Source organism: Lacticaseibacillus camelliae DSM 22697 = JCM 13995, from assembly GCF_001436615.1.
GTDB lineage: Bacteria > Bacillota > Bacilli > Lactobacillales > Lactobacillaceae > Lacticaseibacillus > Lacticaseibacillus camelliae.
In genome coordinates, this window is sequence record NZ_AYZJ01000054.1 from 1 (window position 1) to 23,670 (window position 23,670).

The 23,670-nt window shown below is 52.1% G+C and carries 22 protein-coding genes; 9 read left to right on the forward strand and 13 right to left on the reverse strand.

All coding sequences use genetic code 11. The features are described from left to right. Together FC75_RS09005 and FC75_RS12800 are read right to left on the reverse strand one after the other, a co-directional pair. Positions 1-3,560 (reverse strand): MucBP domain-containing protein (locus tag FC75_RS09005; RefSeq protein ID WP_202813286.1); only part of this gene is annotated, 3,560 nt, incomplete at its 3' end. Further along, positions 3,511-4,185, reverse strand: coding sequence for a KxYKxGKxW signal peptide domain-containing protein (locus FC75_RS12800; RefSeq protein WP_056989699.1), 675 nt, complete (start codon positions 4,183-4,185; stop codon positions 3,511-3,513). The genes FC75_RS12800 and FC75_RS09005, both read right to left, overlap by 50 nt. Positions 4,186-4,707: 522 nt before the next feature. Between FC75_RS12800 and FC75_RS09015 the strand changes: the two genes are divergently transcribed. From FC75_RS09015 to FC75_RS09050, 8 genes are all read left to right on the forward strand, one after another. Further along, positions 4,708-5,409, forward strand: coding sequence for a response regulator transcription factor (locus FC75_RS09015; protein WP_054664361.1), 702 nt, complete (start codon positions 4,708-4,710; stop codon positions 5,407-5,409). A 5-nt stretch (positions 5,410-5,414) separates the two neighbouring features. Beyond that, on the forward strand, positions 5,415-6,770 hold the full coding sequence (locus tag FC75_RS09020; RefSeq protein ID WP_056989700.1) for a sensor histidine kinase: 1,356 nt from the start codon (positions 5,415-5,417) through the stop codon (positions 6,768-6,770). 215 nt (positions 6,771-6,985) lie between these two features. Beyond that, entirely contained in the window at positions 6,986-7,636 is a 651-nt protein-coding gene (locus FC75_RS09025; protein ID WP_054664355.1) for a VTT domain-containing protein, read from the forward strand. Beyond that, positions 7,620-8,306, forward strand: a complete 687-nt coding sequence (locus FC75_RS09030; RefSeq protein WP_420843318.1) for a phosphatase PAP2 family protein — start codon at positions 7,620-7,622, stop codon at positions 8,304-8,306. The genes FC75_RS09025 and FC75_RS09030 overlap by 17 nt, the downstream gene beginning before the upstream one ends. Further along, positions 8,288-9,235: a glycosyltransferase family 2 protein gene (locus tag FC75_RS09035; protein ID WP_056989701.1), complete on the forward strand. Its 948-nt coding sequence runs from the start codon at positions 8,288-8,290 to the stop codon at positions 9,233-9,235. Before FC75_RS09030 ends, FC75_RS09035 begins: the two co-directional genes overlap by 19 nt. 9 nt (positions 9,236-9,244) lie before the next feature. Beyond that, positions 9,245-11,209: a glycosyltransferase family 39 protein gene (locus FC75_RS09040; protein ID WP_054664349.1), complete on the forward strand. Its 1,965-nt coding sequence runs from the start codon at positions 9,245-9,247 to the stop codon at positions 11,207-11,209. Next, positions 11,202-11,606, forward strand: coding sequence for a GtrA family protein (locus tag FC75_RS09045; protein ID WP_054664346.1), 405 nt, complete (start codon positions 11,202-11,204; stop codon positions 11,604-11,606). Before FC75_RS09040 ends, FC75_RS09045 begins: the two co-directional genes overlap by 8 nt. A gap of 27 nt (positions 11,607-11,633) precedes the next feature. Further along, positions 11,634-12,224, forward strand: coding sequence for a TVP38/TMEM64 family protein (locus tag FC75_RS09050; RefSeq protein WP_056989702.1), 591 nt, complete (start codon positions 11,634-11,636; stop codon positions 12,222-12,224). Positions 12,225-12,291: 67 nt separating this feature from the next. On the opposite strand, the gene FC75_RS09055 is transcribed toward FC75_RS09050, so the two are convergent. The 11 genes from FC75_RS09055 to FC75_RS09105 form a co-directional block, all read right to left on the reverse strand. Continuing rightward, entirely contained in the window at positions 12,292-13,374 is a 1,083-nt protein-coding gene (locus FC75_RS09055; protein ID WP_054664343.1) for a hypothetical protein, read from the reverse strand. Between the two features lie 137 nt (positions 13,375-13,511). After that, a complete protein-coding gene (locus tag FC75_RS09060) occupies positions 13,512-14,090 on the reverse strand; it encodes a TetR/AcrR family transcriptional regulator (RefSeq protein WP_054664339.1) in 579 nt (192 codons plus the stop codon). A gap of 53 nt (positions 14,091-14,143) precedes the next feature. Further along, positions 14,144-15,502 carry a DHA2 family efflux MFS transporter permease subunit gene (locus FC75_RS09065; RefSeq protein WP_162261108.1) on the reverse strand — a complete coding sequence of 453 codons (1,359 nt, stop codon included), beginning with the start codon at positions 15,500-15,502 and terminating at the stop codon, positions 14,144-14,146. Positions 15,503-15,682: 180 nt separating this feature from the next. Further along, positions 15,683-16,279 carry a hypothetical protein gene (locus FC75_RS09070; protein WP_054664333.1) on the reverse strand — a complete coding sequence of 199 codons (597 nt, stop codon included), beginning with the start codon at positions 16,277-16,279 and terminating at the stop codon, positions 15,683-15,685. 27 nt (positions 16,280-16,306) lie between these two features. Further along, positions 16,307-16,720 carry a MarR family winged helix-turn-helix transcriptional regulator gene (locus FC75_RS09075; RefSeq protein WP_235808728.1) on the reverse strand — a complete coding sequence of 138 codons (414 nt, stop codon included), beginning with the start codon at positions 16,718-16,720 and terminating at the stop codon, positions 16,307-16,309. Between the two features lie 41 nt (positions 16,721-16,761). Continuing rightward, positions 16,762-17,397 (reverse strand): NAD(P)-dependent oxidoreductase, encoded by a 636-nt coding sequence (locus FC75_RS09080; protein WP_056989705.1) that lies wholly within the window; start codon positions 17,395-17,397, stop codon positions 16,762-16,764. 33 nt (positions 17,398-17,430) lie between these two features. Next, positions 17,431-18,405, reverse strand: a complete 975-nt coding sequence (locus tag FC75_RS09085) for an amidohydrolase family protein (RefSeq protein ID WP_054664320.1) — start codon at positions 18,403-18,405, stop codon at positions 17,431-17,433. A 355-nt stretch (positions 18,406-18,760) separates the two neighbouring features. Next, on the reverse strand, positions 18,761-19,636 hold the full coding sequence (locus FC75_RS09090; RefSeq protein WP_054664317.1) for an SDR family NAD(P)-dependent oxidoreductase: 876 nt from the start codon (positions 19,634-19,636) through the stop codon (positions 18,761-18,763). Between the two features lie 247 nt (positions 19,637-19,883). Next, positions 19,884-20,705: a PTS system mannose/fructose/sorbose family transporter subunit IID gene (locus FC75_RS09095; protein ID WP_056989706.1), complete on the reverse strand. Its 822-nt coding sequence runs from the start codon at positions 20,703-20,705 to the stop codon at positions 19,884-19,886. After that, positions 20,680-21,456 (reverse strand): PTS mannose/fructose/sorbose/N-acetylgalactosamine transporter subunit IIC, encoded by a 777-nt coding sequence (locus tag FC75_RS09100; protein WP_056989707.1) that lies wholly within the window; start codon positions 21,454-21,456, stop codon positions 20,680-20,682. The genes FC75_RS09095 and FC75_RS09100 overlap by 26 nt, the downstream gene beginning before the upstream one ends. After that, the gene (locus FC75_RS09105; protein WP_056989708.1) at positions 21,453-21,926 is read right to left on the reverse strand and encodes a PTS sugar transporter subunit IIB; all 474 of its coding nucleotides are present in this window, start codon (positions 21,924-21,926) and stop codon (positions 21,453-21,455) included. Before FC75_RS09105 ends, FC75_RS09100 begins: the two co-directional genes overlap by 4 nt. A 669-nt stretch (positions 21,927-22,595) precedes the next feature. Here FC75_RS09105 and FC75_RS09110 point away from each other — a divergent pair. Continuing rightward, positions 22,596-23,609 (forward strand): aldo/keto reductase, encoded by a 1,014-nt coding sequence (locus tag FC75_RS09110; RefSeq protein WP_056989709.1) that lies wholly within the window; start codon positions 22,596-22,598, stop codon positions 23,607-23,609. Positions 23,610-23,670: the final 61 nt, after the last annotated feature.

Here is a 23,670-nt window from a genome sequence, read left to right on the forward strand (position 1 = left end):
TCGCCCTTGATCGTCTGGTTGAAGTCGTTGTCATCAACGGTCCCATCGCTGTTCAGATCTTTGTCCTTATCATCGATAGTACCGTCGCTGTTGCGGTCTTCAGTTGGCTTCTTGTTCAACCATGTCTCGTACGCACTCTCGCCGGCTGCGCCGGTGTCACCCGTGTCGCCCTTGTCACCCTTGATTGTCTGGTTGAAGTCGTTGTCATCAACGGTCCCATCGCTGTTCAGATCTTTGTCCTTGGCATCGATACTACCATCACTGTTCGTATCTTCAGTTGGCTTCTTGTTCAGCCAAGTCTCATAAGCACTCTCACCGGCCGCACCAGTATCACCTTTGGCACCATCAGCGCCTGTAGCTCCGGTATCGCCTTTTTCACCCTGAGGGCCTTGCGCACCAGTATCGCCTTTGGCACCATCAGCGCCTGTAGCACCAGTGTCACCTTTTTCACCCTGCGGGCCTTGCGCACCAGTATCGCCTTTTTCACCCTGAGGACCTTGCGCACCAGTATCGCCTTTGGCACCATCTGCACCTGTAGCTCCGGTATCGCCTTTTTCACCCTGAGGACCTTGCACACCAGTATCGCCTTTGGCACCATCAGCGCCTGTAGCACCGGTATCACCTTTTTCACCCTGTGGGCCTTGCGCACCAGTGTCGCCTTTGGCACCATCAGCGCCTGTAGCACCGGTATCACCTTTTTCACCCTGAGGACCTTGGGCACCAGTATCGCCTTTTTCACCCTGAGGGCCTTGCGCACCAGTGTCACCTTTGGCACCATCAGCACCTGTTGCCCCGGTGTCACCTTTTTCACCCTGTGGGCCTTGGGCACCAGTATCGCCTTTTTCACCCTGCGGACCTTGGGCACCAGTATCGCCTTTTTCACCCTGCGGGCCTTGATCACCAGTATCGCCTTTGGGAATCGTGATAGTCGAATCATCCGAGAAGGTGACTACGATATTCCCATCTTTATCCGGCACCTTGCTCTTGATTGTGAGCGGGGTACCAGCATCGCCGGATGGTCCCTTTTCGCCAGCCTTAGGTTTTGCGACGTACATGACCCAAATATCTTGACCTTGCGTACCGAAAGCAGAATCTGAAGTACTGTCATCCGGCAGAGTATTGATTTGTCCACCGTTCATATCTGCCGTGGCATAGTAATAAAGCACGCTTGTGTCCAGTGTTCCGCCAGCATCAGGCAAATCGAGGCCTTCACCACTCAGAGTATCGGGAATACTATAGTCTTTCGAGTAATCGTAACCCTGATCGCCAGAAACCGTGACTGGCGGCTGTAGCTCCACGCCATTGACGTCCTGATAAACGTAGTGAACCGTGCCACTGCCCTTTTCTGGAGGCGTCAGCGTATAAGTAACAGTAATGGTAGAACTACTATTGTCATCGCTATCCGCAGCAATAAAAAGCTTTGCTGCCTGTTGAACGGAGATTCCTTCTTTGCCAGCTACTGCATCAGTGACATTTGCTGGAGATGCAGTGTAACCTGGGACCACCGGTGGTGTGACCGTCTTGAATGCAGTGTCTTGGCTCCATGCACCAAAACTAACAATCTTACCGCTTGGATCATTTTCATCCACTGTGTATGGCCGAGAGAAAATCAAATCTTGCTTAGACAATTCCTGGGTCTGATCATCACGAACCGATTGAACCGTGATAGTCAGAGTCTTGTGTGTCTCTTCATAGTGCGGAAGGCTTGGATCCTTCGGCGCCTGGTGCTCCTGTAGGTTTGGTTCAGTCTTACTGTAGTTAACAGTACGCGTAATTTCAAAAGCAGTAAGAGCTGTACCCCCTTGAAGATCCGCAGTGTCCTTGATATTAGCAGGTAGCTCCCCAGAAGTGGTTAATAGAGGCGACTTAACAAGTTGATTCGTCGCTTCATCAATCTTGCCGGTCGCGCCTGCAACAACGGGAACAAACTGCGGATTGTCAGTGATCTGATCAACTAGCACAAGTTCATCATCCCCGCCAACCCCTGATGCGTTTGTTGTCCAAGGAGAGTACGTGACCGTACCATTTCCAGTCGCAGTGGCTGTACGATAAATTTTTACTGAGGCCACAGTTTTATCAGCAGGCAAACCTGTCACATCACCTGTGTAGTCAATCTTCTCAGTAATAACCCCGTTGAGATACCTCGCAAGGCTCCCGTTAGGATCGCCATTGTTGAGTGACCCAGGATGATCAGGCGTATAGATTTTCGGCCCCTCATCCTTTTTCTTGTAGGTGATGAGAACCGGCTTGTTGTCTTCCGCAATCGTCATCTGGACAGTTGTGCCATCACTCACCAGAGTATAGCCAGAAATGTCTTTATCAATCCCCATCTTGGAAAAATCAACCGCTTCGCCAATTTTTCCTTCATACGAGTACGTATTCTTCTTAGTCCCGGCGTTGACCAACTCTCCAGTTGCCTGATCAACTAGTTTAACGGTCACCGTACCCTTATATTCATCCTTCTTGTAGGTGATTAGAACCGGTTTGTTGTCTTCCGCAATCGTCGTCTGGGCAGTTGTGCCATCACTCACCAGAGTATAGCCAGAAATGTCTTTATCAATCCCCATTTTGGAAAAATCAACCGCTTCGCCAACTTTTCCTTCATACGAGTACGTATTCTTCTTAGTCCCGGCGTTGACCAGCTCTCCAGTTGCCTGATCAACTAGGTTGACGGTCACTGTACCCTTCTCATCCTTCTTGTAGGTAATCAGAACCGGTTTGTTGTCTTCAGCAATCGTCGCCTGGGCAGTTGTACCGTCACTCACCAACGTATAGCCGGAGATGTCTTTATCAATCCCCATCTTAGCAAAATCAACCGCTTCACCAACTTTACCTTGGTAAGAGTAGGTGTTCTTCTTCGTGCCAGCATCGACTAACTCGCCGGTCGCCTGATCGACCAAGTTAACCGTCACTGTGCCCGTCTTGTCCTTGTCATAAATGACCGTGATAACTTGGTCACCAGGTGTGCTTGTTACAGTATACTTCTTAGTCGCATCATTAGGCCGCATTGTGTAGCCAGGCACATTGAAATTCAGCCCCGAGGTAGTAATCGTGGTTCCCGTGGAGTAAGGATACTTGGCAACCTGGAAAGTTGATACGTTATTGGTATTCTTAACAGGATTACCATCCTGATCAACCAATTTAAATGACACCATGTGGGTAGTGTCGATTTTCTTGCCTTGATACGTGATAGTCAGCTCGTTACTCCCGTAATCAATAAACTGACTTGGGTGTGCCAAAGTTGCTAAAGAAGAGTTCAGACTGTCAAAATCTTTGGCACCACTGATGATGCTTTGAAGCGAATCAGCAACGGCTGAAGAGCCAACGTCGACCTTGGTCAGTGTTGGATCAAAAGTATAACCAGCAGGTGGCTTTAATGGAGAAAAGTCAATTGTGCCGTCTGCTGGAACATCGACAGTTTGGGCAGAGTTGGGAATCTCCGTACCGTTTTCGTCAAGATACTTGTAAGTCACTGGGAAAGGCTTGGCAGTATTGGTTTCGTTTGGATTGTCACCGCCACCGGTCCCCCCCCTTATCCGGGGGCGTAAGAATTTCCCCATCATCGTTGGAAATCTCAATGTCTTGCAGTTCAGTTGCGTTAGGAGAAAGTGGTTGAACATAGACTGCCACATGTCCCCCGCTCTCCCCAAACAATTTTTCAACCGTTGCTGCATCAAACGTATAGGTTAAGACACCAGCGCCGCTAACTGTTTTGCTCGCACCAAACCCAAAGAAGCCGCCAGTTTGCCCAACTTGGCCAATATTAAGTTCCACTGGATCCGACTTGGTCCCAGTTGTGGTATTTGCCAAGGTGACAGGTTCAAGATAGATTGCTTTGGGTAAGCCATCGACCGTCAGTTCAATCGGCTTATTAACAGCCAAATGCCCATTACCATCATCAGTCCCTGATACGGTGATTGTGGCATAGACTTTTTTCCCATTAATCGTATTGTACACATCGGAGTTTCGAGTTTCACTCAACGGATCCCCAGCCGCTGCTTTGACGACATGAATGCCAGAATCCGGCAACAAATTCGGCAAAGTCATCATGCTGCCGCCGATGACTGTCCCCGCAAACATAGTGAAGGCAAAACGCCAGAACTTACCGGCCTTGTACATCTTATAGTCTTTTGCGACAGGATCTGAGCGTCCCACTAAAGGACTATTTTTTGGTCGTGATTTCATAACACTCCTCCTCAAATTAAGTAAAACACCGAGCCAAGAAAAGCTTAGCCGGGTATACAAACCTAACGTTGTGAAGAGTATAGCATTAGAATACTCAGGGGTTAAATCAATTAGGCAAAAAAACTTTTATATTTTTGGAAAAGCTTTAAGGACCAAAGCGCCTATTTAACAGTATTCCTACGTATGGATACGTTTTATGCGATTTCCATAAAATATTTGTGTGAACAAAAAATTTACCATTCTGATACCGGAATATTCACGAATATTCATACATTTGAGCCATCGCCATCTCTAACCCTGACCTTAGTTCAATGGTCCTTCACAATGGCACAGATTAGCCGACCGTCTTTAAACCGACTCTTCCCATATAGCCTCTGTCGGGTATTCTGAAGATTCTTTAGAATTGATTTAGTATTCCTACAGGGTAATTTGAAATAAACTGGCTTAAACTAGAATATACAAACTGCTGATATAACGCCGGAAATTGATAAAAAGACAACACCCCGGTTGGAGGAAAGCTTTTTGAAAACAACCATACTTTTAGTTGAAGACGAGGCCGCCCTGGCCGATTCCTTGACCACTGAATTTGAACTAGAGGACTATAACGTGATCTGGGCCAAAGACGGCCTCGAGGCACTGGATCTGTTTCACGCTAACGAGGCCCAAGTGAACCTGATCATTCTGGATTGGATGCTGCCGCACCTGGATGGGTTCAGTGTGCTGCGCCGCATTCGCAAGACAAGCCAGATTCCAATCATCATGCTGACTGCGCGGGACTACATTGGCGATAAGGTGGCCGGGCTGACCGGCGGCGCCGATGATTACATCACCAAACCGTTTGAGATGGAAGAGCTGATTGCGCGAGTCGAGGTTGCGCTCAGACATAGCCAGCCCGCGGTCAATTCAGCCACCACATACACGGTCAGCAATCTGGTCGTGGACACCGATGCGAAGCGCGTTACCCGCGGCGACAAAATCATTCAGCTGACGCAGCGCGAATACGAGCTGCTGGTGGCCCTGATCTCCAAGCAAAATGAGCCCTGCTCCCGTGAGAAACTCCTAGATACCGTTTGGGGCGTCGACTTTGATGGTCAGCCAAATATTTTGGACGTGTATGTCCGCAACTTGCGCAGTAAAATCGACAGCAACCCCAACGAGGAGAAACTGATCCACACGGTCCGCGGCGTCGGCTACATGCTCTCGGCCCAAGTCGCCAAGGAGTGACTCACATGAAAAAACGCAATCAGTCCAGCGCCGCCATCATGCTGCGCAGCCTGATGAAGCTGATCATCGCGGTGACAATTCTCTTAGGCGTCGCGATTGTGCTGGCGGTGGGTCACCAGATGCTGGAAGAAGTCAGTGCCACCACTTCTCACATTACCAGCAGTCTCAAAAAGACTGATATCGACGGTGATGACGACTGGGAGAATTGGCGACGCAACAGTACCATCGACACGAGTCAAAGCTACGTTGTCGTCCACAATGAGCGCAAGGATGCAAAAAGAAAGCAGTACCTGTCTCCTCAGACAGAGAAAATGCTCAAAGTCGCACCAATCAAAATTCCCTTGCTGACGAATACCTATCTTCGGCCAGGACTAGGGATCTTGTATCACCGGACCGCCCATGCCCGCGGAATTTACTACACGCTGTGGCAAAACATGGACCCCCAGTTGGCGGTCCTGGTCCGAGTCATTCAGGTGACGGTCTTGCTGCTGGCGCTGACGTTGCTCATCACGCCGTTTTACATCCGGCGGCTGACCAAGCGCCTGACGGATCCGCTGACGGGTCTCTCACGCACCACCAAAGTCATCGCTTCAGCCAAGGAACCTGGTGAAATGAAGCTGCCGGTGCCGGCGCAGCCGACGGAAGTGACTGAACTCGCCACCAACTTCAACGAACTGCTGAGTCTGCTGGACGAGCGGCAGCAGCAACAAAAACTGTTTGTGATGAACGCGGCCCACGAACTGCGGACCCCAATCGCCACGATTCGCAGCCACGCCCAGTTGATCGAGCGCCACGGCGAGGCACACCCGGAAATCGTCGGCAAATCCGTGAAGTACATCACTGAGGAATCGCGGCAAATGCAGCAGCTGATTGATGAGTTGCTGCAACTTTCCCGAGCCGACCGCCTCGCCCTTGACCTAACAGAAATGAACCTGAGCGAATCGCTACAAACCATCATGCAAAAACTGACTGGCACCATTAGTCAAGAGGTGAAGGCAGACATCGCCGATGACGTCCACGTCATCGGCAACGAAAGTGCGCTGGAACAAATCATCAGCAATCTGGTCACAAACGCGGCCAAGTACTCACCTGCCGACAGTCAGATCGACGTGACGCTTAACGTGTCTGCTGGTGCGCCAGTCATCGCAGTCAAGGACCAAGGCAGCGGCATCAGCGATGAGGATAAGCAGCACATTTTTGAGCGGTTCTACCGCAGCGCAGACGTGCGCGGCACCGTGTTTGGCACCGGCTTAGGTCTGGCAATCGCCACGCAAATGGCAAAGCTGACCAACTGCGTGCTGACCGTGGCCGACAACCAACCACACGGCACGATTTTCACGCTTACTTTCCCAACTAAATAGCACATGAAACGTCCTGCAAAAAAATTTGCAGGACGTTTTTTCGGCTGTGACAGGCTTTATCTTAATTTTTTTCAGAAAATGGGCCTGAAATCTAGGCGTTTCGCCGCCCCACCTGAAAAATTTTGAGTTTGGCTTTAGTTTTCATGAGTGGGAGGCGCGCCCTTGGTGAAATAAGCTGGAACCATCAGCAAATGACAAAGTAAAGGGGATTCCGCATGTCAGTCTTACTATTAAGCTTAATACCCAACCTCAGTCAGCTCTTACCGCAATGGATCAGCCAATTCGGTAACCTAATTTACATCGGGCTCTTCGGCCTGATTTTTATCGAAACCGGCGTCGTGATTCTCCCCTTCCTGCCTGGGGACTCCCTGCTGTTCCTGTGTGGCTCGCTGGCCGCCCTCAACAATCAGGGTCTCAACATCTGGCTGCTGATCGGCCTGCTCAGCATCGCCGCCATCGCCGGCGACGCGCTGAATTTTGAAATCGGGGAACACTTCGGCAACTACCTGATGCAAAGTCAGAAACTCAGCCGGCTGATCAAGCCGAATTACATCAAGCGGTCCCAACGCTTTTTCAAAAAGCACGGCAAGCCGGCCATTTTTCTTGGTCGGTTCGTCCCAATCATTCGCACCTTCATCCCCTTTACCGCCGGCATCAGCAAAATGCGCTACCGCGACTTTGCCCTTTACAACGTGCTGGGTGGCCTGAGCTGGGTGTTGGTGGCGCTGGGTAGTGGTTACTTTTTCGGCAACATCGCAGTCGTGAAAGCCCACTTTGAATTGATCATGCTTGCAATTATCGCCATTTCGTTGCTCCCCGCTGCAATTATGGGCCTGTGCAATCGCCGAGGTGAACCCATTGAATAGTAAAGTCAAAACATTCGTCGCCAGTGGGTTATTCCTACTCCTGCTCTTTGCCGGTCTCGCGTGGGGCGTTGCCGATCATGCGCCATGGGTCCGCGGCTTTGATCGCGCAGTGAGCGGCTTTTTCGCCAGTGCGGAAAGTCCACTGAACACCGGCATTTTTAAACTCGTCGGCACGCTTGGCAGTCCTGCTACGGTGATTGGGCTGACGGCAGTGCTATGCCTCTTCTTATGGATCAAACGGGATCTCATCACCGCACTGTGGGCCTTCGGCATTCAGCTGTTTGGCTCCGCAATTGCTGAGATCATCAAGCAGTTGGTTGCACGCGCAAGACCATTGCACCAACTGGTTCCGGACACCGGCTACAGTTTCCCCAGCGGCCACACCTTTTGCACCGTGCTGTTCGTCTTCACCCTGCTGATGCTTGGGCTGCCACTGCTTCATGACCAGGAGACTAAGTTAGTGGCGGTGCTCGCCGGTATGATCTGGATCGGCCTGGTCGCCGCGTCACGCGTTTACCTGCGTGATCACTTTGCCACCGATGTCGTTGCCAGCGTGCTGCTGGCGACCGGCTACTGGTTGATCATCACCCCATTTGCTGCGGCCGTTCAAGACGCGCTGCGGCGGTGGATTCCAGAAAGGATTCAAACATTATGGACACACAAAAATTAACGATCGTTGTTCCTGCTTACAATGAAGAAGAAGTCTTACCCTCCTCAATTCAGCGCTTGCTCAGTATCGAAGAAAAAATCGCTGAACGGAATGTGATGGGCCAGCGGGCAGATATCCTCATTGTCGACGATGGCTCAACTGATCGCACCTGGGAGATCATCAACCAGCTTCACCAAGCGCACTCGCGCGTGCGCGGACTGCGCTTCTCCCGCAATTTTGGCCATCAGTCGGCACTGATTGCCGGCATGGCAGAGGCGATTAAAACTGCGGACATGATTGTGACCATCGATGCCGATTTGCAAGATGATCCGGATAAAATTAGCGAAATGGTCGATAAATATGCCGACGGCGCTGACATTGTGTATGGCGTTCGCAACAATCGCGACACCGACAGCTGGTTTAAGCGCACCACGGCGCAGGGCTATTACAAAATCCTCAAGCTACTCGGTGTCGAGTTAGTGCCGAACCACGCCGATTTTCGGCTCATGTCCAAGCGCGCGGTGGAGACTTTTCTCAGCTATCCGGAGCGCAACATGTTCATCCGCGGTATCATTCCCAAGCTCGGGTACAAAACCGACGCCGTTTACTACAAGCGCACCCCGCGCATGGCCGGTGAATCCAAGTATCCGCTCAAAAAGATGCTTGCTTTTGCCTGGGATGGCATCACCAGCCTGACCATCGCGCCAGTGCGGCTCATCCTGATTCTCGGGACCGCCGCCACTTTGCTGGCCATCGCCATGATGGCGTACGCAGTCATCATGAAAATGCTCGGGCTCACCGTTCATGGTTGGTCCTCGCTGATGGTTTCGCTGTGGTTCATCGGCGGCGTGCAAATGATCAGCCTCGGCGTGATTGGTGAGTACATCGGCAAGCTGATGAATGAAGTCAAGGAACGGCCACGCTACACGATCCAAGCCAAACTGAATTAGGTGATCCTGATGACACGAAAATATAAACCGGCTGTTTTGCCTTTGATTCTCATCGGCTGCTTGCTTGTTGGCCTCATCAGCAACTTGGTCTCAGGCGCAGGGCTCGCGGTGCTTGTTACGGCTGTGCTCCTCTTTGCCTCTTCACGTTTAATTGGACCGCAACTCAACCGTCTTGCTGCGAAAAAGGTGATCTGGGGCGTCGGAATTGGTCTGGTGCTCATGGTGATCGGTCAGCTGGTGGTCCTCAAAAGTATGCCGGTCACGGTTTACCACGACCCTTACCGGCTCCTTTCGCAAGCCGATCAATTGGCGGCTGGTCACCTGACGTGGCACATCACATACTTCTGGCGCTATGCCAACAACGTGCCATTGGCCTACCTATTATCTATGTGGCTGCGGCTAAACAATCTGATTGGACTGACCACAAACGGCGCCGTGCATCTTCTAAGCCTCTTGCTGCTTGACTGTTTCATTGTGCTCGCACTACGCACAGTGTGGCAGCTCAGCCACCGCAACAGCCTGCTGCTGGGCAGTTTTGCCTTTCTCGCCTGCACGCCCTTCGCTTATACCTACTTTCTGCAGGTTTTTTATTCCGATCTGCCGTCGATGTTGCTTCTGCTGATCATCATACGTATTTTCTGGCAATGGCCAAGTAACACGCCTGCTCAGCAGGTGCGAGCAGGCATTGGACTGACTGTCGCCGTTGTACTGGGTGCACTGATCAAACCAAATCTCATTGTGCTGATCCCGGCGCTCGCAATTATCGCCCTGATCCTGCATCATCGGCATTTGCTAAAACCGCTGAAATTATGGCTGCCGATGGTCCTCGTCGTAGTCGGTTTTGGGCTAAGTGTCCCAGCCAATAAGGGCATCGATGCGGTCAGTCATTACACTCCAAAGACAGAATTTGCTTTCCCCACCACGAACTGGCTGTTAATGGGCGTCAACGCCAAAAGTAACGGCATGTATTCTAAACACGACGCAAAGGTGGCTATCCAATTGCCAAGCCAAGCGGCCCGGCAGCGCCACGACCTCACGTCAATCAATAAGCGCGTTGCTCACCTTGGACCCTTGGGGCTCGTCAAACTGTGGGTGACCAAGCTGGGTATCCTCTTGAACGTTCAGCACATTGGGAATTGGTACAACGGCGGTTTTCGCGCCGCACCGACTTGGTACCAGCAACATGCACAGACGCTTCAGGTGCTCACCGCAGTCGGCTACACGGCGGCGACCTTGACCCTATGGTTGACCCTGATCATGCGGCTGCTCGGATGGCAGCCGGATTGGCAAAAAGGCAGTGAGGTTGCTGGAATGCTTGCCCTGATCACGGCACTGGGTTACCTCGCTTTCCACACGCTGCTTTGGGAAACCGAAGCCCGTTACGGCCAAATTATTCTGCCCTTGACCCTGTTTGTCTTGGCCAGTGTCCCCCTTCCGGTCAAGTCGAAATCCGCCGTCAACCGCCCGGCGTGGCTACCGCCAACTGTCCTTGTCTTGACGTTAGCCAGTATGCTCGGCTTGAGTCACCTTGTGGGCACCATCCAGCCGCAAACGGCGGTGGTGGCAGCTCAGCGCAGTCAGCTGTCTGAGCAGTACCACGCGAAGCCGACCCAGATCAAACCGGGGACTCTAATGACTGAGAAAGTGACTTTGAATGGCCCAGCGGATTATTTTTCTGTCCAGATTCACGCCCAGTCAATGGTCGCTGTTACACTTACCCAGCTAACCAGCGGCAAAACTTATCATCTCACCGATGCGCGCTCGGTTTATCGGCTGCATCACAACCTTGACCGCGGTCGCTATCAAATTACCGTGCAAAACCGCAGTCGCATGCACCAAGCCGTTGATGTTGTTCGCACCTACCGCTATCGTCTGAGTGCTTCACCATTGGTCATCAACGGAACCAAACACAAGACGGCATCTCTCATCTACACGAGTCTGCTCCATTCCTCTAGGAGGTCGTATCATGGATAAACGGATTTCAACGCTATACGTCAGGTACGGCGAGGCCTTACGATACCTCATCGTCGGCGGCCTCACCACGCTGATCAACATCGTGCTGTTCTTTGGGCTCACGCATCTGGGCATCGCCTGGTTCTGGGCCAACATCGCGGCATGGGTGCTCAGCGTGCTGTTCGCCTTTGTTGCTAATAAAAAAGTCGTCTTTGCCTCTGCTGACATGACGCCACGCACCGTGTTCAAAGAGGCAGTCAGCTTCTTCAGCCTGCGTGGGGCCTCACTTTTGGCCGACACCGCTATCTTGTTTGTTGGCTTGACGCTTCTTCACGGCTCACCGATTATCGTCAAAATCATTGATCAAGTCGTCGTGATTGGCCTGAACTACGTGTTCAGCAAGCACATCTTCTCCTAAACTCAGGCTCGCGAAAGGAGGGCTCAGATGGCGCGCTCGCGTAAAATGCTTCGACTGGCCCAAGCTTTGGGCTTAATGGCTATGCTGGTGCTGACCTTGATTGCTTTGCGCACCAATCGGCTGACTTCTCTGGCGGCGATTCAGGCTACCGTGCAGCAGGCCGGCTTCTGGGCTCCGACTCTGTTTGTTGGGTTACAAATCATCCAAGTCTTTTTCCCCATTATTCCCGGCGGCCTATCCACGATCGCTGCCGTCGCCATTTTCGGACCGGTTTGGGGCTTTATCTATAATTACGTTGGCATCGGTCTCGGTTCGATCGCCGCGTTCAGTCTTGTCCGCCGCTTTGGAAAAAGCTTTCTTGAAGATCTGGTCCCTGCCAAAACGCTCGCCAAATCCCAGCATTACCTAAATGGAGGCAATTTTGACCGCATGTTCACGATTGCGATTCTCCTGCCTGTTGTACCAGACGACCTGCTCTGCATGCTGGCCGGTCTGACCAAAATGTCGCTGAAAAAATTTGTGACCATTATTGTTTTGTGTAAACCCTGGACAATATTGGCTTACAGTCTCGGAATGAATTCGATATTTCAACTCATCCCTCGCCTTTGGGCAAAATAACCGCCAGGTCTTTAAAAGCCGACTCAATGTGTTTGAAATTGAGCCGGCTTTTGGCGTATCACCAATGCTACTTCATCAAGTTGCCTAGATCCAGCTTCACCACGCGGTCCGCGTGCAAGCCCAACTTGGCCTTACGATAGCGCGCCGAGCCGGATTCAAACAACACGTAAAGATCCTCGCCATCCGCGTAAATCTGTTCCAGATACGGCGGCAGTTTCACTGTTTTCAGCGTGTCATCCCCGTCGAAATCCAGCCAAGTCCGCTGGCCATCGTTATCAAACGCCAGAATGCTGGACGAATTGGGACCAAAGGACTGCGAAAATAAAATCTCGCCGTGATAGAACGTGACGCCCTGCAGTCGCTTGCTCGTCGTATAACTGCCTGGGTGGTTGGCACCGCGCAGCTCGACTCGGCGGCGATTGGCAACATCAGGCATGCCCTGTTCAGTCAGTGGCAGCGCCACAAAACTGCCTTGGGTGCTTTGGTCGAAGAACCCAACGTACAGCGCGTTGTTGTGGTAAGTCAGAAACGAGGCGCGCTTGACCCGATTTAACGACACGACTTGGTCAAACTGACTGGCGTGATGGCCGTGAGCAAAGTTAGCTTGCTGCCAGGTCTTTGCGTCATATGCCGAAAGAGACGCAGTATTCTGCGCCGTTTCAGTCGTCACCCACAGCCGCTTGCTGACTGGGTCGTAGGCCAAGCCGCCGACGTGAGAAGCATTGGGCAGGACCATCTGCTTCACAAAGCGGCCGGACCGTTTACTTAGAAAATACAGCACCGAATCATACTGATTGTCGCGACTGTACGCCGAAATCACGACATATTTTGGCGTCACCGTGAGGCCCTGCGGATCCATCGTTTTGCTGATTCCGACTTGGCCCTTGACACCTGTCGTCAATGACTTGGTTTGCCCCAGTCCTGGAATCACATACGTATCCGGTTTAGCATCGTGATCAAGCGCCGGCTTTAAGGCTGGGTACTGCTTCGTGAACTGCTGGTAAAATTGCTTCTGCGAGGTCAATGCTGCAGTGGTGCTAGTCCCGTCGATCAACCCGCGCTGACGCTGCCCATAGGCGTACCAGCCAATCACCGCAAGAACCGCCACGCATACTGCAGAAAGCGTCAGCCACCGTTTTTGATGTTGCATCTAAAATCCTCCAACCACTCTGGATTCGTTCCCCCGCTTTTCTCGATTATAACGCCACGCGCGAAGGAACAGCTGGGCCGTCACACAAAAACGAAAAGCCCGCTCAATTTTTCGTGTGATTGAGCGGCCGTATCCGTCTAACTTTTAATCAACCCAGCTAAAGAAAGGTCAATGATAGTCTGCAAATCAGCCAAGGTCACAGTCTGGTGATTGACCTGCTTGCGCGTGAGCAGCGCCTTCATCGGGGCAAACAGCAGGACGTGAATATCGTCAGGATCAGCAGTCACTAAGAGATCCGCAGCAATCGCCTGTGCATAGAGCTGCCGCAGCGGCGTGACCACTTGTCTGAACTGCGCGCGTGCTTGATCCGACACTGCCCCAGGGTTGGATTCAACCGCCTCAATGTATTGCCACTCCAGCGGGTACTTTAATGCCATCTTGGCCATGTACAATGCCGCGAGCCGCAGCTGAGCTTGAATGGTCTGACCTTTCGTGATTGCCACTGCCAGGCCCGCATTGATCTCATCCTTGACCGCCACGTAGATTTTGGCCAGCATGTCCGCCTTGTCTCGGTAATACACAAACGGCGTGCCGGAACTGACCCCAGCCTGAGCCGCAATTTTACTGAAGGTCAGCCCCTGGATGCCTTCGCTGCTCACCAGCGCCAACACGGCGCGCGTGACCCGGGCTTTTTTTTCTTCGTCTATTGTTCGCATATCTCAATCCTGATGACTTTCATGTGCAAAAGCAAGCGCATTTTCGGCGGCAATCAAAGCGCTTCTTCATCCATCCGCTGATTTTTCAACAGCGTTACCGCAATCGCCAGTCCAAGCAGCGCGATCACCATCAAAATAGCGTAGGCCACGTTGATTCCGGCAATTGTGGTTTCCTTACCCGGTGACACCTGAGCCGTGACGGCGACTAAGGCAGTGCCAACAATCGTCCCCAGCATCTGCCGGCCAGACACAATGATTGCGTTGCCGTGACTCATTTCCTTCACCGACAGCTCACTGACCGCGTATGGTACCAGTGGCGTCATGATCAAGGACATCCCAAAACTAAGCAAAATGTAACCCACTGCTGCTAACCAAAGCGGACTGTTCGCATGCAGGACGAAGGCCAAGCCGCTGGCACCAAGCGCAACGCTGGCAGTGCCCAGAATACCGACCACGCGTGCGCCTTTATGATCAAGCAGCCACCCACCCAGTGGATTCGCAACCAAGTTGCACAACGCCCCGGGCAACATCGCCAGCCCGGCAATCGTGGCCGAATAACCCAGCGCCGATTGCAGCATCAGCGGCACCAGCATCACGTCGGTCATGTTGACCGCATAGCCCACGACAATCAATGTCATGGTCACAGTGAAGCGCCGACTTTTAAACACTCGCAACTGTAAAAATGGCGACGGCACTCGAAACTGACGGATACCGAAGACGACTAACAGAACTAGCCCAATCAGCATCTCAACCACTTGGGTCTCTGACACCCCAATCATGAGGACCGCAAAGCCGATTGAATACAGGATGGCCGAGATGACGTCCAAACTTTCAGTCGTCGTTTTACCGACGTTGTGCACCATTCTCACGCCCATTAGTAGCGCAACCAGACCAATCACCAACATCAGGATAAAGATTGACCGAAAACCAAAGTGATCACTTAGCACTCCGGCAATCGTGGGCCCAATCGCCGGCGCAAATGCCAGCACGATGCCCATCACCGCAAAAGCCGCGCCTTGCTGACTGCTGGGATAGCTGTTCATCAGGACGACCTGCGTCAACGGCAGCATCACGCCGGCGCCAACCCCTTGAATCAAGCGGCCAACCAGTAGCAGCGGAAAACTCGGGGCGACCAGCGAGATCACAATGCCAACTGTGAACAGACACATCGTCGTCAGGAATAAGGGGCGAGTCGGGATACGGTTGATCAAAAAAGCCGTGAATGCAGAGACGATACCCAAAATTAAAATGTAGCCCATCGTCAGCCACTCGCCTTGCGCCTCACTAATGTTAAACGCCTGCGAAATCTGCGGCACACTGGCAGTCATCAGGCTTTGGCCCAATGACGATAGAAAGGCCGCAATCATTAGTGGCACAACCATCGCGTGCGAATTCTGACTAGTTTTACTCATTTGATTCCCCATCGCTTCCAGATCTTCCAACTGGTTCAACGTTCTTAATACTAATTGTTTATTTAGTTTAAATCAAACCATCAGAGGCTGACTGCCCTTACAACCCCGGTGAGCATCATGAGCGCAGGCAAAAAAATCCAGCCGCTTATCGACTGGATTTTGATTCTGTGCGCTAGGGTCTTAAGCCACTGGAAGCGGCGCCGGCAGCTGTGGACCCAGCCCGCGCCGGGCAAGGATCCAGTCATCGCCATTCCACATCTCAGTTTTCTGCCGATTAGCAGAGAAGTCCCAGTAACTCTGGCGTTCAAACTCGAGAACGACCCCGTTTGGGCCGAGGCCGATCCATTCGTAACTGCCGTCATCGACCATGTTGGCATACTTCGCCCATTCCAGCGGGATCGTCACCGTCTGGCCTTGGGCATTAACGTAGGTCCGCGTCTGACCGGTCAAGCTGCGCAGTTCTTCAAGCTGCTCGCGATAAGCGGGATCGACTTCCTGCCAAATCTGTTCAGCTTTGGCAAAAGCCTGATCCTCACTGGGTAACTTACCAGTCAGTGGTTGAGTCAACGCGTTGTAGGAATACAAGTAGCCATCGTCACCATAAATCACGGTGACGTGTTCACGGTTGAGCGCTTCTTTTGGCAAACTGGCCGGCTGATAACGACGCAGGTGAACCTGCTTGCCGTTGCGTGGAACTAATTTTTCAACGACGATCTGATAACCATCTGGAATAATCAGATCTGGATAAGTGTGCTGATTAAGCGTTAATGCTGGCATGACATTCCTGCTTTCTAAGTTAAGGGTCTATTTTGAATCAAGCTGTGTGATTCGATGTAAAACGGCCAAGAAATCTGCCTGAGTCACGCGTCCATCAGCGGCTGTCAGGCACTCACTGAGGACTTTCTCTTGGGCATCAAGCGCCGCCTTCACTTTCGGATACAAGTCTTCACCAGCTTCGGTGAGCCAAAGCTGGTAGCGCCGGCCATCCGTTGTGGACTGACGCTTATCGACAAAGCCTAAGTCGACTAGCCGGGAAATTTCCCGGTTGACATTACTTTGGTGCCGGCTGTCTTCCCGCACCAGTTGATCTTGGGTGACACCAGGATCATCATGCAATTTCAACACGAAGAAATACTGGCTGCTATTGACGCCAAGCGGTTTTAATCGCCGTTCAAGCACGCGAAGGGCAATATTGGACGCGACATGTAATTGTTTCATGATGGTCTGATCGTTTTTATCACGCATCATCAAAGGCCTCTCTAGGCGTCGACTACGGAGAATTGTTCCCGTGTATGCTTTGGCTGCTCGCTTTCGTCCAGCAAAGCAGCGGCGAAGTTTGCCACTGAAATTTCTTCTTTTCCTGCAGCACTCTGGATGATGTGGCTGCCGCCGATTCGATAGGCCGTCTTCGGTCCATCCGTAAAATCGGTGGATGGCGTGATGGCAGTCCAGTGCACATCGTCAACCAACTTCAGAAATTCAAACTCGCGATTTTGCTCGATCATTCCATCCAGCCAAGGTTCGCCGGCAAACCGCTTTTGCGTATCCGCCAGCAGGGTGCTGCCATCGTCTTTGATCAGTGTGGAAGCACCAATCACAAAAAACAACTGGGTCGTTTTGTCTTCGCGGAAGAAACTGATCAACCGCGTCGCTAAGTCGACATGCTCGTAAGGAGTTGACGAAGCAAACGCGTCAACGACCACATCCAAGTCTGATAAGTCGTTGTGTGTCAGCGCCATGGCGTCTTTTTCCAGAATGGTCGCTTGATCATCGAAAAGGGTCTTCGCCTTTTGGGCATTGCGAACGATAGCCGTGACTTGGTCGCCGCGGTTAATTGCTTCTTTCATGATGGCCTGGCCAACGTGACCAGTGGCACCGATAATTCCAATTTTCATAAGTGTGTTCTCCTTTAATTGTGTGAAGTTGCGTTATTTAAGGTCAAAGACGGTCTCAGCAGTACCGTGGGCAATTGCTTCACGTTGCGCATCTGTGATGTCAGCTTGTTCAAGGAACTGACGGACTTCATTACCGGACTGAACATAAGGAAAATCCTCGGACCACATGATGTGATCGGCACCCATCTCAGTGAGGACCAACTGCATTTGCGGCGCAGTGAACATGCCGGATGGTGACAGGTAAACCTGACGCTTGTAGTAGTCCGAGAACTTCAGCGGCAGATCAGTGATAATTGGGCTGAAGCCATCGATCCGTTCCGGGAACATTGGGACAAATTCACCCCAGTGACCGGAAGCAATCTTGAAGTGCGGGTACTTCTCCATGATGCCGGACGTGATGATCCTAAGCATCTGAATGCCCTGCTCCATGTGCCAGCCCCACATTGCCCCGGCCATCATCGTGGCCCCTAATGCGTTGTAGGCCTTGCTGTCGTACAGCATCGCCTTTTGATCGTTGCTGATGACGCCTGGGTGAAGATAAAGTGTCGTGCCCAGCTTGTCAGCAGCCGCGAAGATTGGCTCAAACTTCGGATCATCCAGGAACTGGCCGTTCACGCTGCCGGAAATGATGCCGCCTTTCAAGCCCAATTTAGTGACCGCATAATCAAGCTCCTTAGCGGCTTCGTCTGGTGTATTAGCTGGCAAGGTTGCCAAGCCGGCAAAGCGATCCGGATACTTGCTGATGTTTTCGGCTAGTGTTTCGTTTTGGGCGTGCGCGCCATCAACGGCGTATTGATCGGGCAGGACCTGTGGTGAATTGCCGGCATCGGAAATCACCTGAAAATCGATCCCGTACTTATCCATGTAAGCAACCTTGTTACTGAAGTCAACGAGGTCCGGGCGCAGCTGATCTTGGCGCGGATTGTTGTTCTTCACTTCTGAGTACTGATTGAATTCCTTGATGTTCCGATCTGTATCATAATGCTCTTCAACGGTAACAAGTTTCAACTTGATTCCTCCTAAAATAATCGCGATGGTAGGCAATCTAGCTTAGTCCGCCAGATTTGATTTATATGCGTACGCATAGTATTGGCTAAAAATTTGACCGGTTAATACCCGGCCTTAGCGCTTTGACAATTTACTTACCAAAAGTAGCTAATTCTCAACGCAAAATGAGTATAGCACATTTATATGCGCACGCATAGTGTTTCTTCAAAATAATTTTAGATGACTTTCGGACCAGCACCTATGGCACCAAAGTGGGTACTACAAGACCTTTTGGCTGACGGAAAAATATCCTCCTCGTCAGCGACGTCAAGGCCATTGGCAAGGAGGATATTTTAATTGGCGCAATGTTCTGACACTACTGGGCTAAACCCACAGCCTTCATGCTGAAATTCCAAAGCTCATCTTGAATCTGCTGATCATAAGACATTTCCGATGACCGCACCGGCTTGTCACTGCTGCGGTCAAAATACCGTGCCGGACCCTCAGCGAACTTGTCATCCACCATCAGATTTTTGATCATAGTCCCCGAGTCCTTCGCGGTGCTGAGTAAGTCCGCCACCTGCGCCATCATTTCCGGCGTGAAGCGTGCTTTATTCTTGGACAACCCCGTCTCGATCATGAGACCTGGATTAACCGTGTTCACCACGATGTGTTTGCCTGCAGCAGTCAGACGGCGATCCAACTCGTAGGTGAACAGGACCGCGCACAGCTTGGAGTATAGATAACTCCGCTGATCCGCCGCAGCATCCCGGCCAGGGTAAGCCAATGCCTCGACACCTGGCCAATCAACACCCCTGAGTGGAGTATCGTGGCGCTCACTGCTGACCGTCACAACGCGACTGTCATCTTGCATCAGCGGCAGCAGCAACTGCACCAGCAAAAAGTGGCCGAGGTAATTGGTCTCGAAAATATTGTTGAACCCGTCAGCAGTTTCACTCGCCGTGCGACCGGCAATGCCAGCGTTGCAAACCAGGCCGTAAAGCGGCTCACCGAGCGCCTTGAACGCCCCGACAAAGGCCCGAACTTTAGCAAGCGAAGAAGTGTCCAATTCAAGACATGTCAGGTTAGCTTCTGGCGCAGTCTTGAGAATCTCTTCGCGGGCCGCACTCGCTTTCGCCATGTTGCGGCAAGCCATGATCAGGTGATAATCACTCCCCTGTTCAGCAATTTGCTTAGTGGTTTCAAAGCCCAGCCCAGAATTAGCACCGGTAATAATGATTGTTTTTGTCATTTATCTGTCTCCTTAGTGGTCAGCCTCAAATGGTCTGACCCTTTCACTCTGTTTATACTTTTTTCAGCTCACATTAATTGGTGCAGGTCCTCAGTTAGGACCAAACTACCAATACAATCCTAAAGCAAAAGTAGTGTACCACTTTTATATGCGCATGCATAGTATTTTGAAATTTGTTATAAAAAAGCCTCAAACCCTCAGCTAATCTGAGCGTTCAAAGCTTTTTCCAGAGACATTAATCTGCGGATTATTTCAGGATCCCGGTCAGTGAAAGCACAATTGCCGCGACAATAATGAGACCCATCAGCCGTACAGGCTTTTGCCCTTTGCGCAGGAGGTAGAAAAGTCCCAAGAACAGCAGCACTGGCAGCAAGTCCGGCACAATACTGTTGAGAATGGACTGAATATTGATTTTGACCTGCCCTACGGCAAATTTCAGTGGTGTGCCCACCGTAATCGTGGTGGGAATCAAGGCCCCGAGCACCATCATCCCCAGCGCACCTAACGAATCCGTGACACGCGCAATCTTGCCGCCTTTGAGCAAACTCGTCACACTCGCTTGGCCCAAGTGATAGCCCGAGTAAAAGCAGATATGACCGACAATCAGCGCGTACGCGCAGAACAGGACGACGAATAAAATTGGGCCCAGCGCGCTCCCGTTTTTGGCCATATCAATGCCGATTCCCAGCAGGATAACTTTGACTAGCGACTGCGTAATGGTATCGCCGATGCCGGCAACCGGCCCCATCAACGCGGCCTTGAGGTTGTTGATCATGTCGCCGCTGAGGGAATCATCGTTGGCTTTTTTCTCTTCGAGCGACGCGACAATGCCGGCAATCATGGAGCCAAAAGTGTTCTCCGTATTGTAATACGTCAGCTCACGAGTAAGGCCTTCCGCCAGCTTGTCCTTGTCATTGGGATACAGCTCCTCCAGCACATAAGACATCGCGTGGGCAAATCCAAGGCCCATCATCCGCTCGTAGTTGTAGCAGATCTGGCCCCAAGACTGCCATGCAAACCAGGTCTTCCGCAGCGTTTTCTTACTAAGCTTTTTTGGCGTTTGTTCCATCGTGCTGACCTCCTTGTGGCATGTAGTAATAGTGCAGCAGCGCGAGCCCGGTCCCAATAATGGCGATGGCCATCACGTCGAGTTTCAAATAAGCGGCAAGCGCGAACCCAATCAAAATGAACGGAATGGTCGACTTTTTCGCCAACACCTGCATCAGCATCGCTAGGCCCAGCGCCGGCATCATTTTGCCGATCAACATCAAGATATTGGTGATCTGCACCGGCAGTGCTGCCATGAAAGCTGCAAAGTAATGACCGCCGAAGTACACGCACAGAAACGCAGGGATGAAATACGTAATAAACGGCACAATCTGCGACGCAAACAGGTTCATTCGCCGCACGCCGCGCACATCCCCAGCCGCCGCATAAGTGTCAGCGCGGTGGACCCAGATCGGGTTCAGCGCCATTTTGGCGTTCTGACACAGCACACCGAGCAGCCCAAGGGGTGTCGCAATCGCCAGGCCCGTGGCCGCGGAACTACCAGACATCATCGTCATTGCAACGCCCAGGTAACCCGCGATGGCCATTTCATTCGGCAGTGTGCCGCCAACAGCAAGCAGCCCAATGTACGCCATTTGAATCGTTGCGCCAACCTGCAAGCCGTATGTCAGCTGCCCCAGCAGCAGACCGTCGATCAGGCCGGCCACCAGCGGCGCGCCGAAGTAAAATGCCCAGCGCGACCACATCGGCAGCGCCGAACTGGTCAACCAGCACAAGGCCGCGATGATGACTGCAATAAAGAAGGTATTCATGCGCGCACCTCCTGCTGATAAGCAACGCGCCGGTCACTCGGCAGCATCTGCAAATAGACGTCGGTTCCCAGTTGTTGCAGCTCATGCATGGCCGCGCGTTCGGTCTGGTTAGCGAAAACCCGACGAGTCAACGGCGTGCGGTCTGGTGCACTGCCCATGTTGCCGATGTTGAGGCTGGGCAGAGCTGCGCCGGCCTTGACCAGTGCCGCGGCCGCGACTGGCGTTTTGAACAGGACAAAGAAGTCGGGCTGACTGTCATCCTGAAGCATCTCAGCGGCCTTAGCCACCGGCTGAATGTCGATCGTGATATCGGCCGGGGCGGACATCGCCAGCACCGAGGAAGTAAACTCGTCTGCGGCCAGGGCATCATCGATAATCAAAATATGCGACACTGGGTACTGCTTGATCCAGCTGGTCATGATCTGACCGTGAACCAGCCGTTCATCTACACGTGCGAACTTGATTGCCATAAAGTAGCCTCCATTGGACCAGATACACAAAAAATCCGCCCATAAACAGCTAGTTACTGTTTAAGGACGGATTCTTCCGCGGTGCCACCTTAATTGGACGGATACTCAAAACACGTACCTCGTCCCACTTAGCGAAGAGCTAACACTCTTCCGACAACTGACGTATGTCTCACGTACAGGCTGACTTGACGGCGAGCGCCGGTGCCGCAACGGACTCACGGATAACCAATCACTCGCTTGAGCGCGTGATTGGTTATCTGAAGTCCTAAGTGCGCGACACCTGCGCTCAGGTTCTTTTGGCCTGTCCCTCAGTGGTCCATTTGACTGCCTGCGTTCGACGACATTCCCAGCTCCGGTCGCTCTCTGTGCGTGCACAACAGTTTTGATCTCCACATCAACGGTTTATGGACGAATTATTTTGTTAAATACACGGTACATCGTTTTGATGAGAAAATCAACATCGTAATCTAATCGAATCTTACTTTTCACCTTTTACCGCCCATTGCTTGAATGGTGTTCACCACAATCATTAATCCGCCATTTCAAGCGCATTCTCGCGCCGGCCAGAAGTCAAGTAAACGGTGTTAGAATAAGTACTGGAAGCTCAATTAAACTAATCACCAGTGTGGTGTAATAGGGACACGCACCACTACGAAAAGGGGCACAACTATGAAACAAATTAAACTGGGTCAAACAGGCATCTCAGTCTCTCGACTTTGCGTTGGCGGTATGAGCTTTGGTCAAGCCGGCACCATGCACGCTTGGACGCTGGATCAGACCGCCACCACAAAAATGGTCAAGACTGCGCTTAATCTCGGACTCAACTTTTTTGATACTGCAAACTCCTACTCGAAAGGAACTGGTGAGGAATACCTTGGCCAGGCCCTGCGCGACAACGACGTGCCTCGCGACCAGGTCGTTTTGGCGTCCAAGGTCTACTTCAACCCAGGCCGACTCAGCAGAGCCGCCATTCATCGCGAAATCGATGGCAGCTTGAAGCGGCTGGGCACCGACTACCTTGACCTGTACATCATTCACCGCTTCGACTACGACACGCCGATTGAAGAAACCATGTCGGCGCTCAACGACCTGGTCGTCGCCGGCAAGGTCCGGGCCATCGGCGCCAGCGCGATGTACCCTGAGCAATTCGACGCCATGCAGCAAATGGCCCAAAAACATGGCTGGGCCACTTTTCAGACCATGGAGAACCACTACAATCTGCTGTACCGCGAGGACGAAAAGGCCCTGATCCCGTTGACTCAAAAATGGGGTGCCTCACTGATGCCGTATAGTCCACTTGCAGCCGGACACCTCAGCCATCCTGGCTGGAATACCGACACGCTGCGCAGCCGCACGGATAAGGTGGCTAAGGGTAAGTACGACAACATGGAAGAAAACGACTTGGCCATTATCAAACAGGTCGAAGCCGTAGCGGCAAAGCGCCACGCCGCCATGAGTCAAGTCGCCCTGGCCTGGCTGTGGGCCAAAGGGGTTGCCTCTCCAATCGTTGGTGCCACCAAGGAAAACCACCTGCGCGAGGCGGTTAAAGCCCAGCAGGTGGATTTGGACGAAGAAGACGTCAAAGCACTGGAAGCCCCTTACCAGCCGCACCCAGTGGTTGGTGCGCTAGACCAAAACCCGCCGGCCGGCACCATTTTGGTTGACGAGAAAAAGGAAAAATAAAATGAGCCTCAATTTTCAAGTCAAGTGCAACGATGATAACGAATCCTTGATAGTGGTCTAG

What these genes read in the sequence shown, in the direction of transcription:
- FC75_RS09080 (WP_056989705.1), bottom strand. Translation starts at nt 17,397, where the DNA reads ATGAAAATTGGAATTATCGGTGCCACTGGTCACGTTGGCCAGGCCATC.
- FC75_RS09035 (WP_056989701.1), top strand. Translation starts at nt 8,288, where the DNA reads ATGGACACACAAAAATTAACGATCGTTGTTCCTGCTTACAATGAAGAA.
- FC75_RS09075 (WP_235808728.1), bottom strand. Translation starts at nt 16,720, where the DNA reads ATGAAACAATTACATGTCGCGTCCAATATTGCCCTTCGCGTGCTTGAA.
- FC75_RS09040 (WP_054664349.1), top strand. Translation starts at nt 9,245, where the DNA reads ATGACACGAAAATATAAACCGGCTGTTTTGCCTTTGATTCTCATCGGC.
- FC75_RS09020 (WP_056989700.1), top strand. Translation starts at nt 5,415, where the DNA reads ATGAAAAAACGCAATCAGTCCAGCGCCGCCATCATGCTGCGCAGCCTG.
- FC75_RS09045 (WP_054664346.1), top strand. Translation starts at nt 11,202, where the DNA reads ATGGATAAACGGATTTCAACGCTATACGTCAGGTACGGCGAGGCCTTA.
- FC75_RS09025 (WP_054664355.1), top strand. Translation starts at nt 6,986, where the DNA reads ATGTCAGTCTTACTATTAAGCTTAATACCCAACCTCAGTCAGCTCTTA.
- FC75_RS12800 (WP_056989699.1), bottom strand. Translation starts at nt 4,185, where the DNA reads ATGAAATCACGACCAAAAAATAGTCCTTTAGTGGGACGCTCAGATCCT.
- FC75_RS09055 (WP_054664343.1), bottom strand. Translation starts at nt 13,374, where the DNA reads ATGCAACATCAAAAACGGTGGCTGACGCTTTCTGCAGTATGCGTGGCG.
- FC75_RS09070 (WP_054664333.1), bottom strand. Translation starts at nt 16,279, where the DNA reads ATGCCAGCATTAACGCTTAATCAGCACACTTATCCAGATCTGATTATT.
- FC75_RS09100 (WP_056989707.1), bottom strand. Translation starts at nt 21,456, where the DNA reads ATGAATACCTTCTTTATTGCAGTCATCATCGCGGCCTTGTGCTGGTTG.
- FC75_RS09105 (WP_056989708.1), bottom strand. Translation starts at nt 21,926, where the DNA reads ATGGCAATCAAGTTCGCACGTGTAGATGAACGGCTGGTTCACGGTCAG.
- FC75_RS09110 (WP_056989709.1), top strand. Translation starts at nt 22,596, where the DNA reads ATGAAACAAATTAAACTGGGTCAAACAGGCATCTCAGTCTCTCGACTT.
- FC75_RS09095 (WP_056989706.1), bottom strand. Translation starts at nt 20,705, where the DNA reads ATGGAACAAACGCCAAAAAAGCTTAGTAAGAAAACGCTGCGGAAGACC.
- FC75_RS09090 (WP_054664317.1), bottom strand. Translation starts at nt 19,636, where the DNA reads ATGACAAAAACAATCATTATTACCGGTGCTAATTCTGGGCTGGGCTTT.
- FC75_RS09050 (WP_056989702.1), top strand. Translation starts at nt 11,634, where the DNA reads ATGGCGCGCTCGCGTAAAATGCTTCGACTGGCCCAAGCTTTGGGCTTA.
- FC75_RS09065 (WP_162261108.1), bottom strand. Translation starts at nt 15,502, where the DNA reads ATGAGTAAAACTAGTCAGAATTCGCACGCGATGGTTGTGCCACTAATG.
- FC75_RS09060 (WP_054664339.1), bottom strand. Translation starts at nt 14,090, where the DNA reads ATGCGAACAATAGACGAAGAAAAAAAAGCCCGGGTCACGCGCGCCGTG.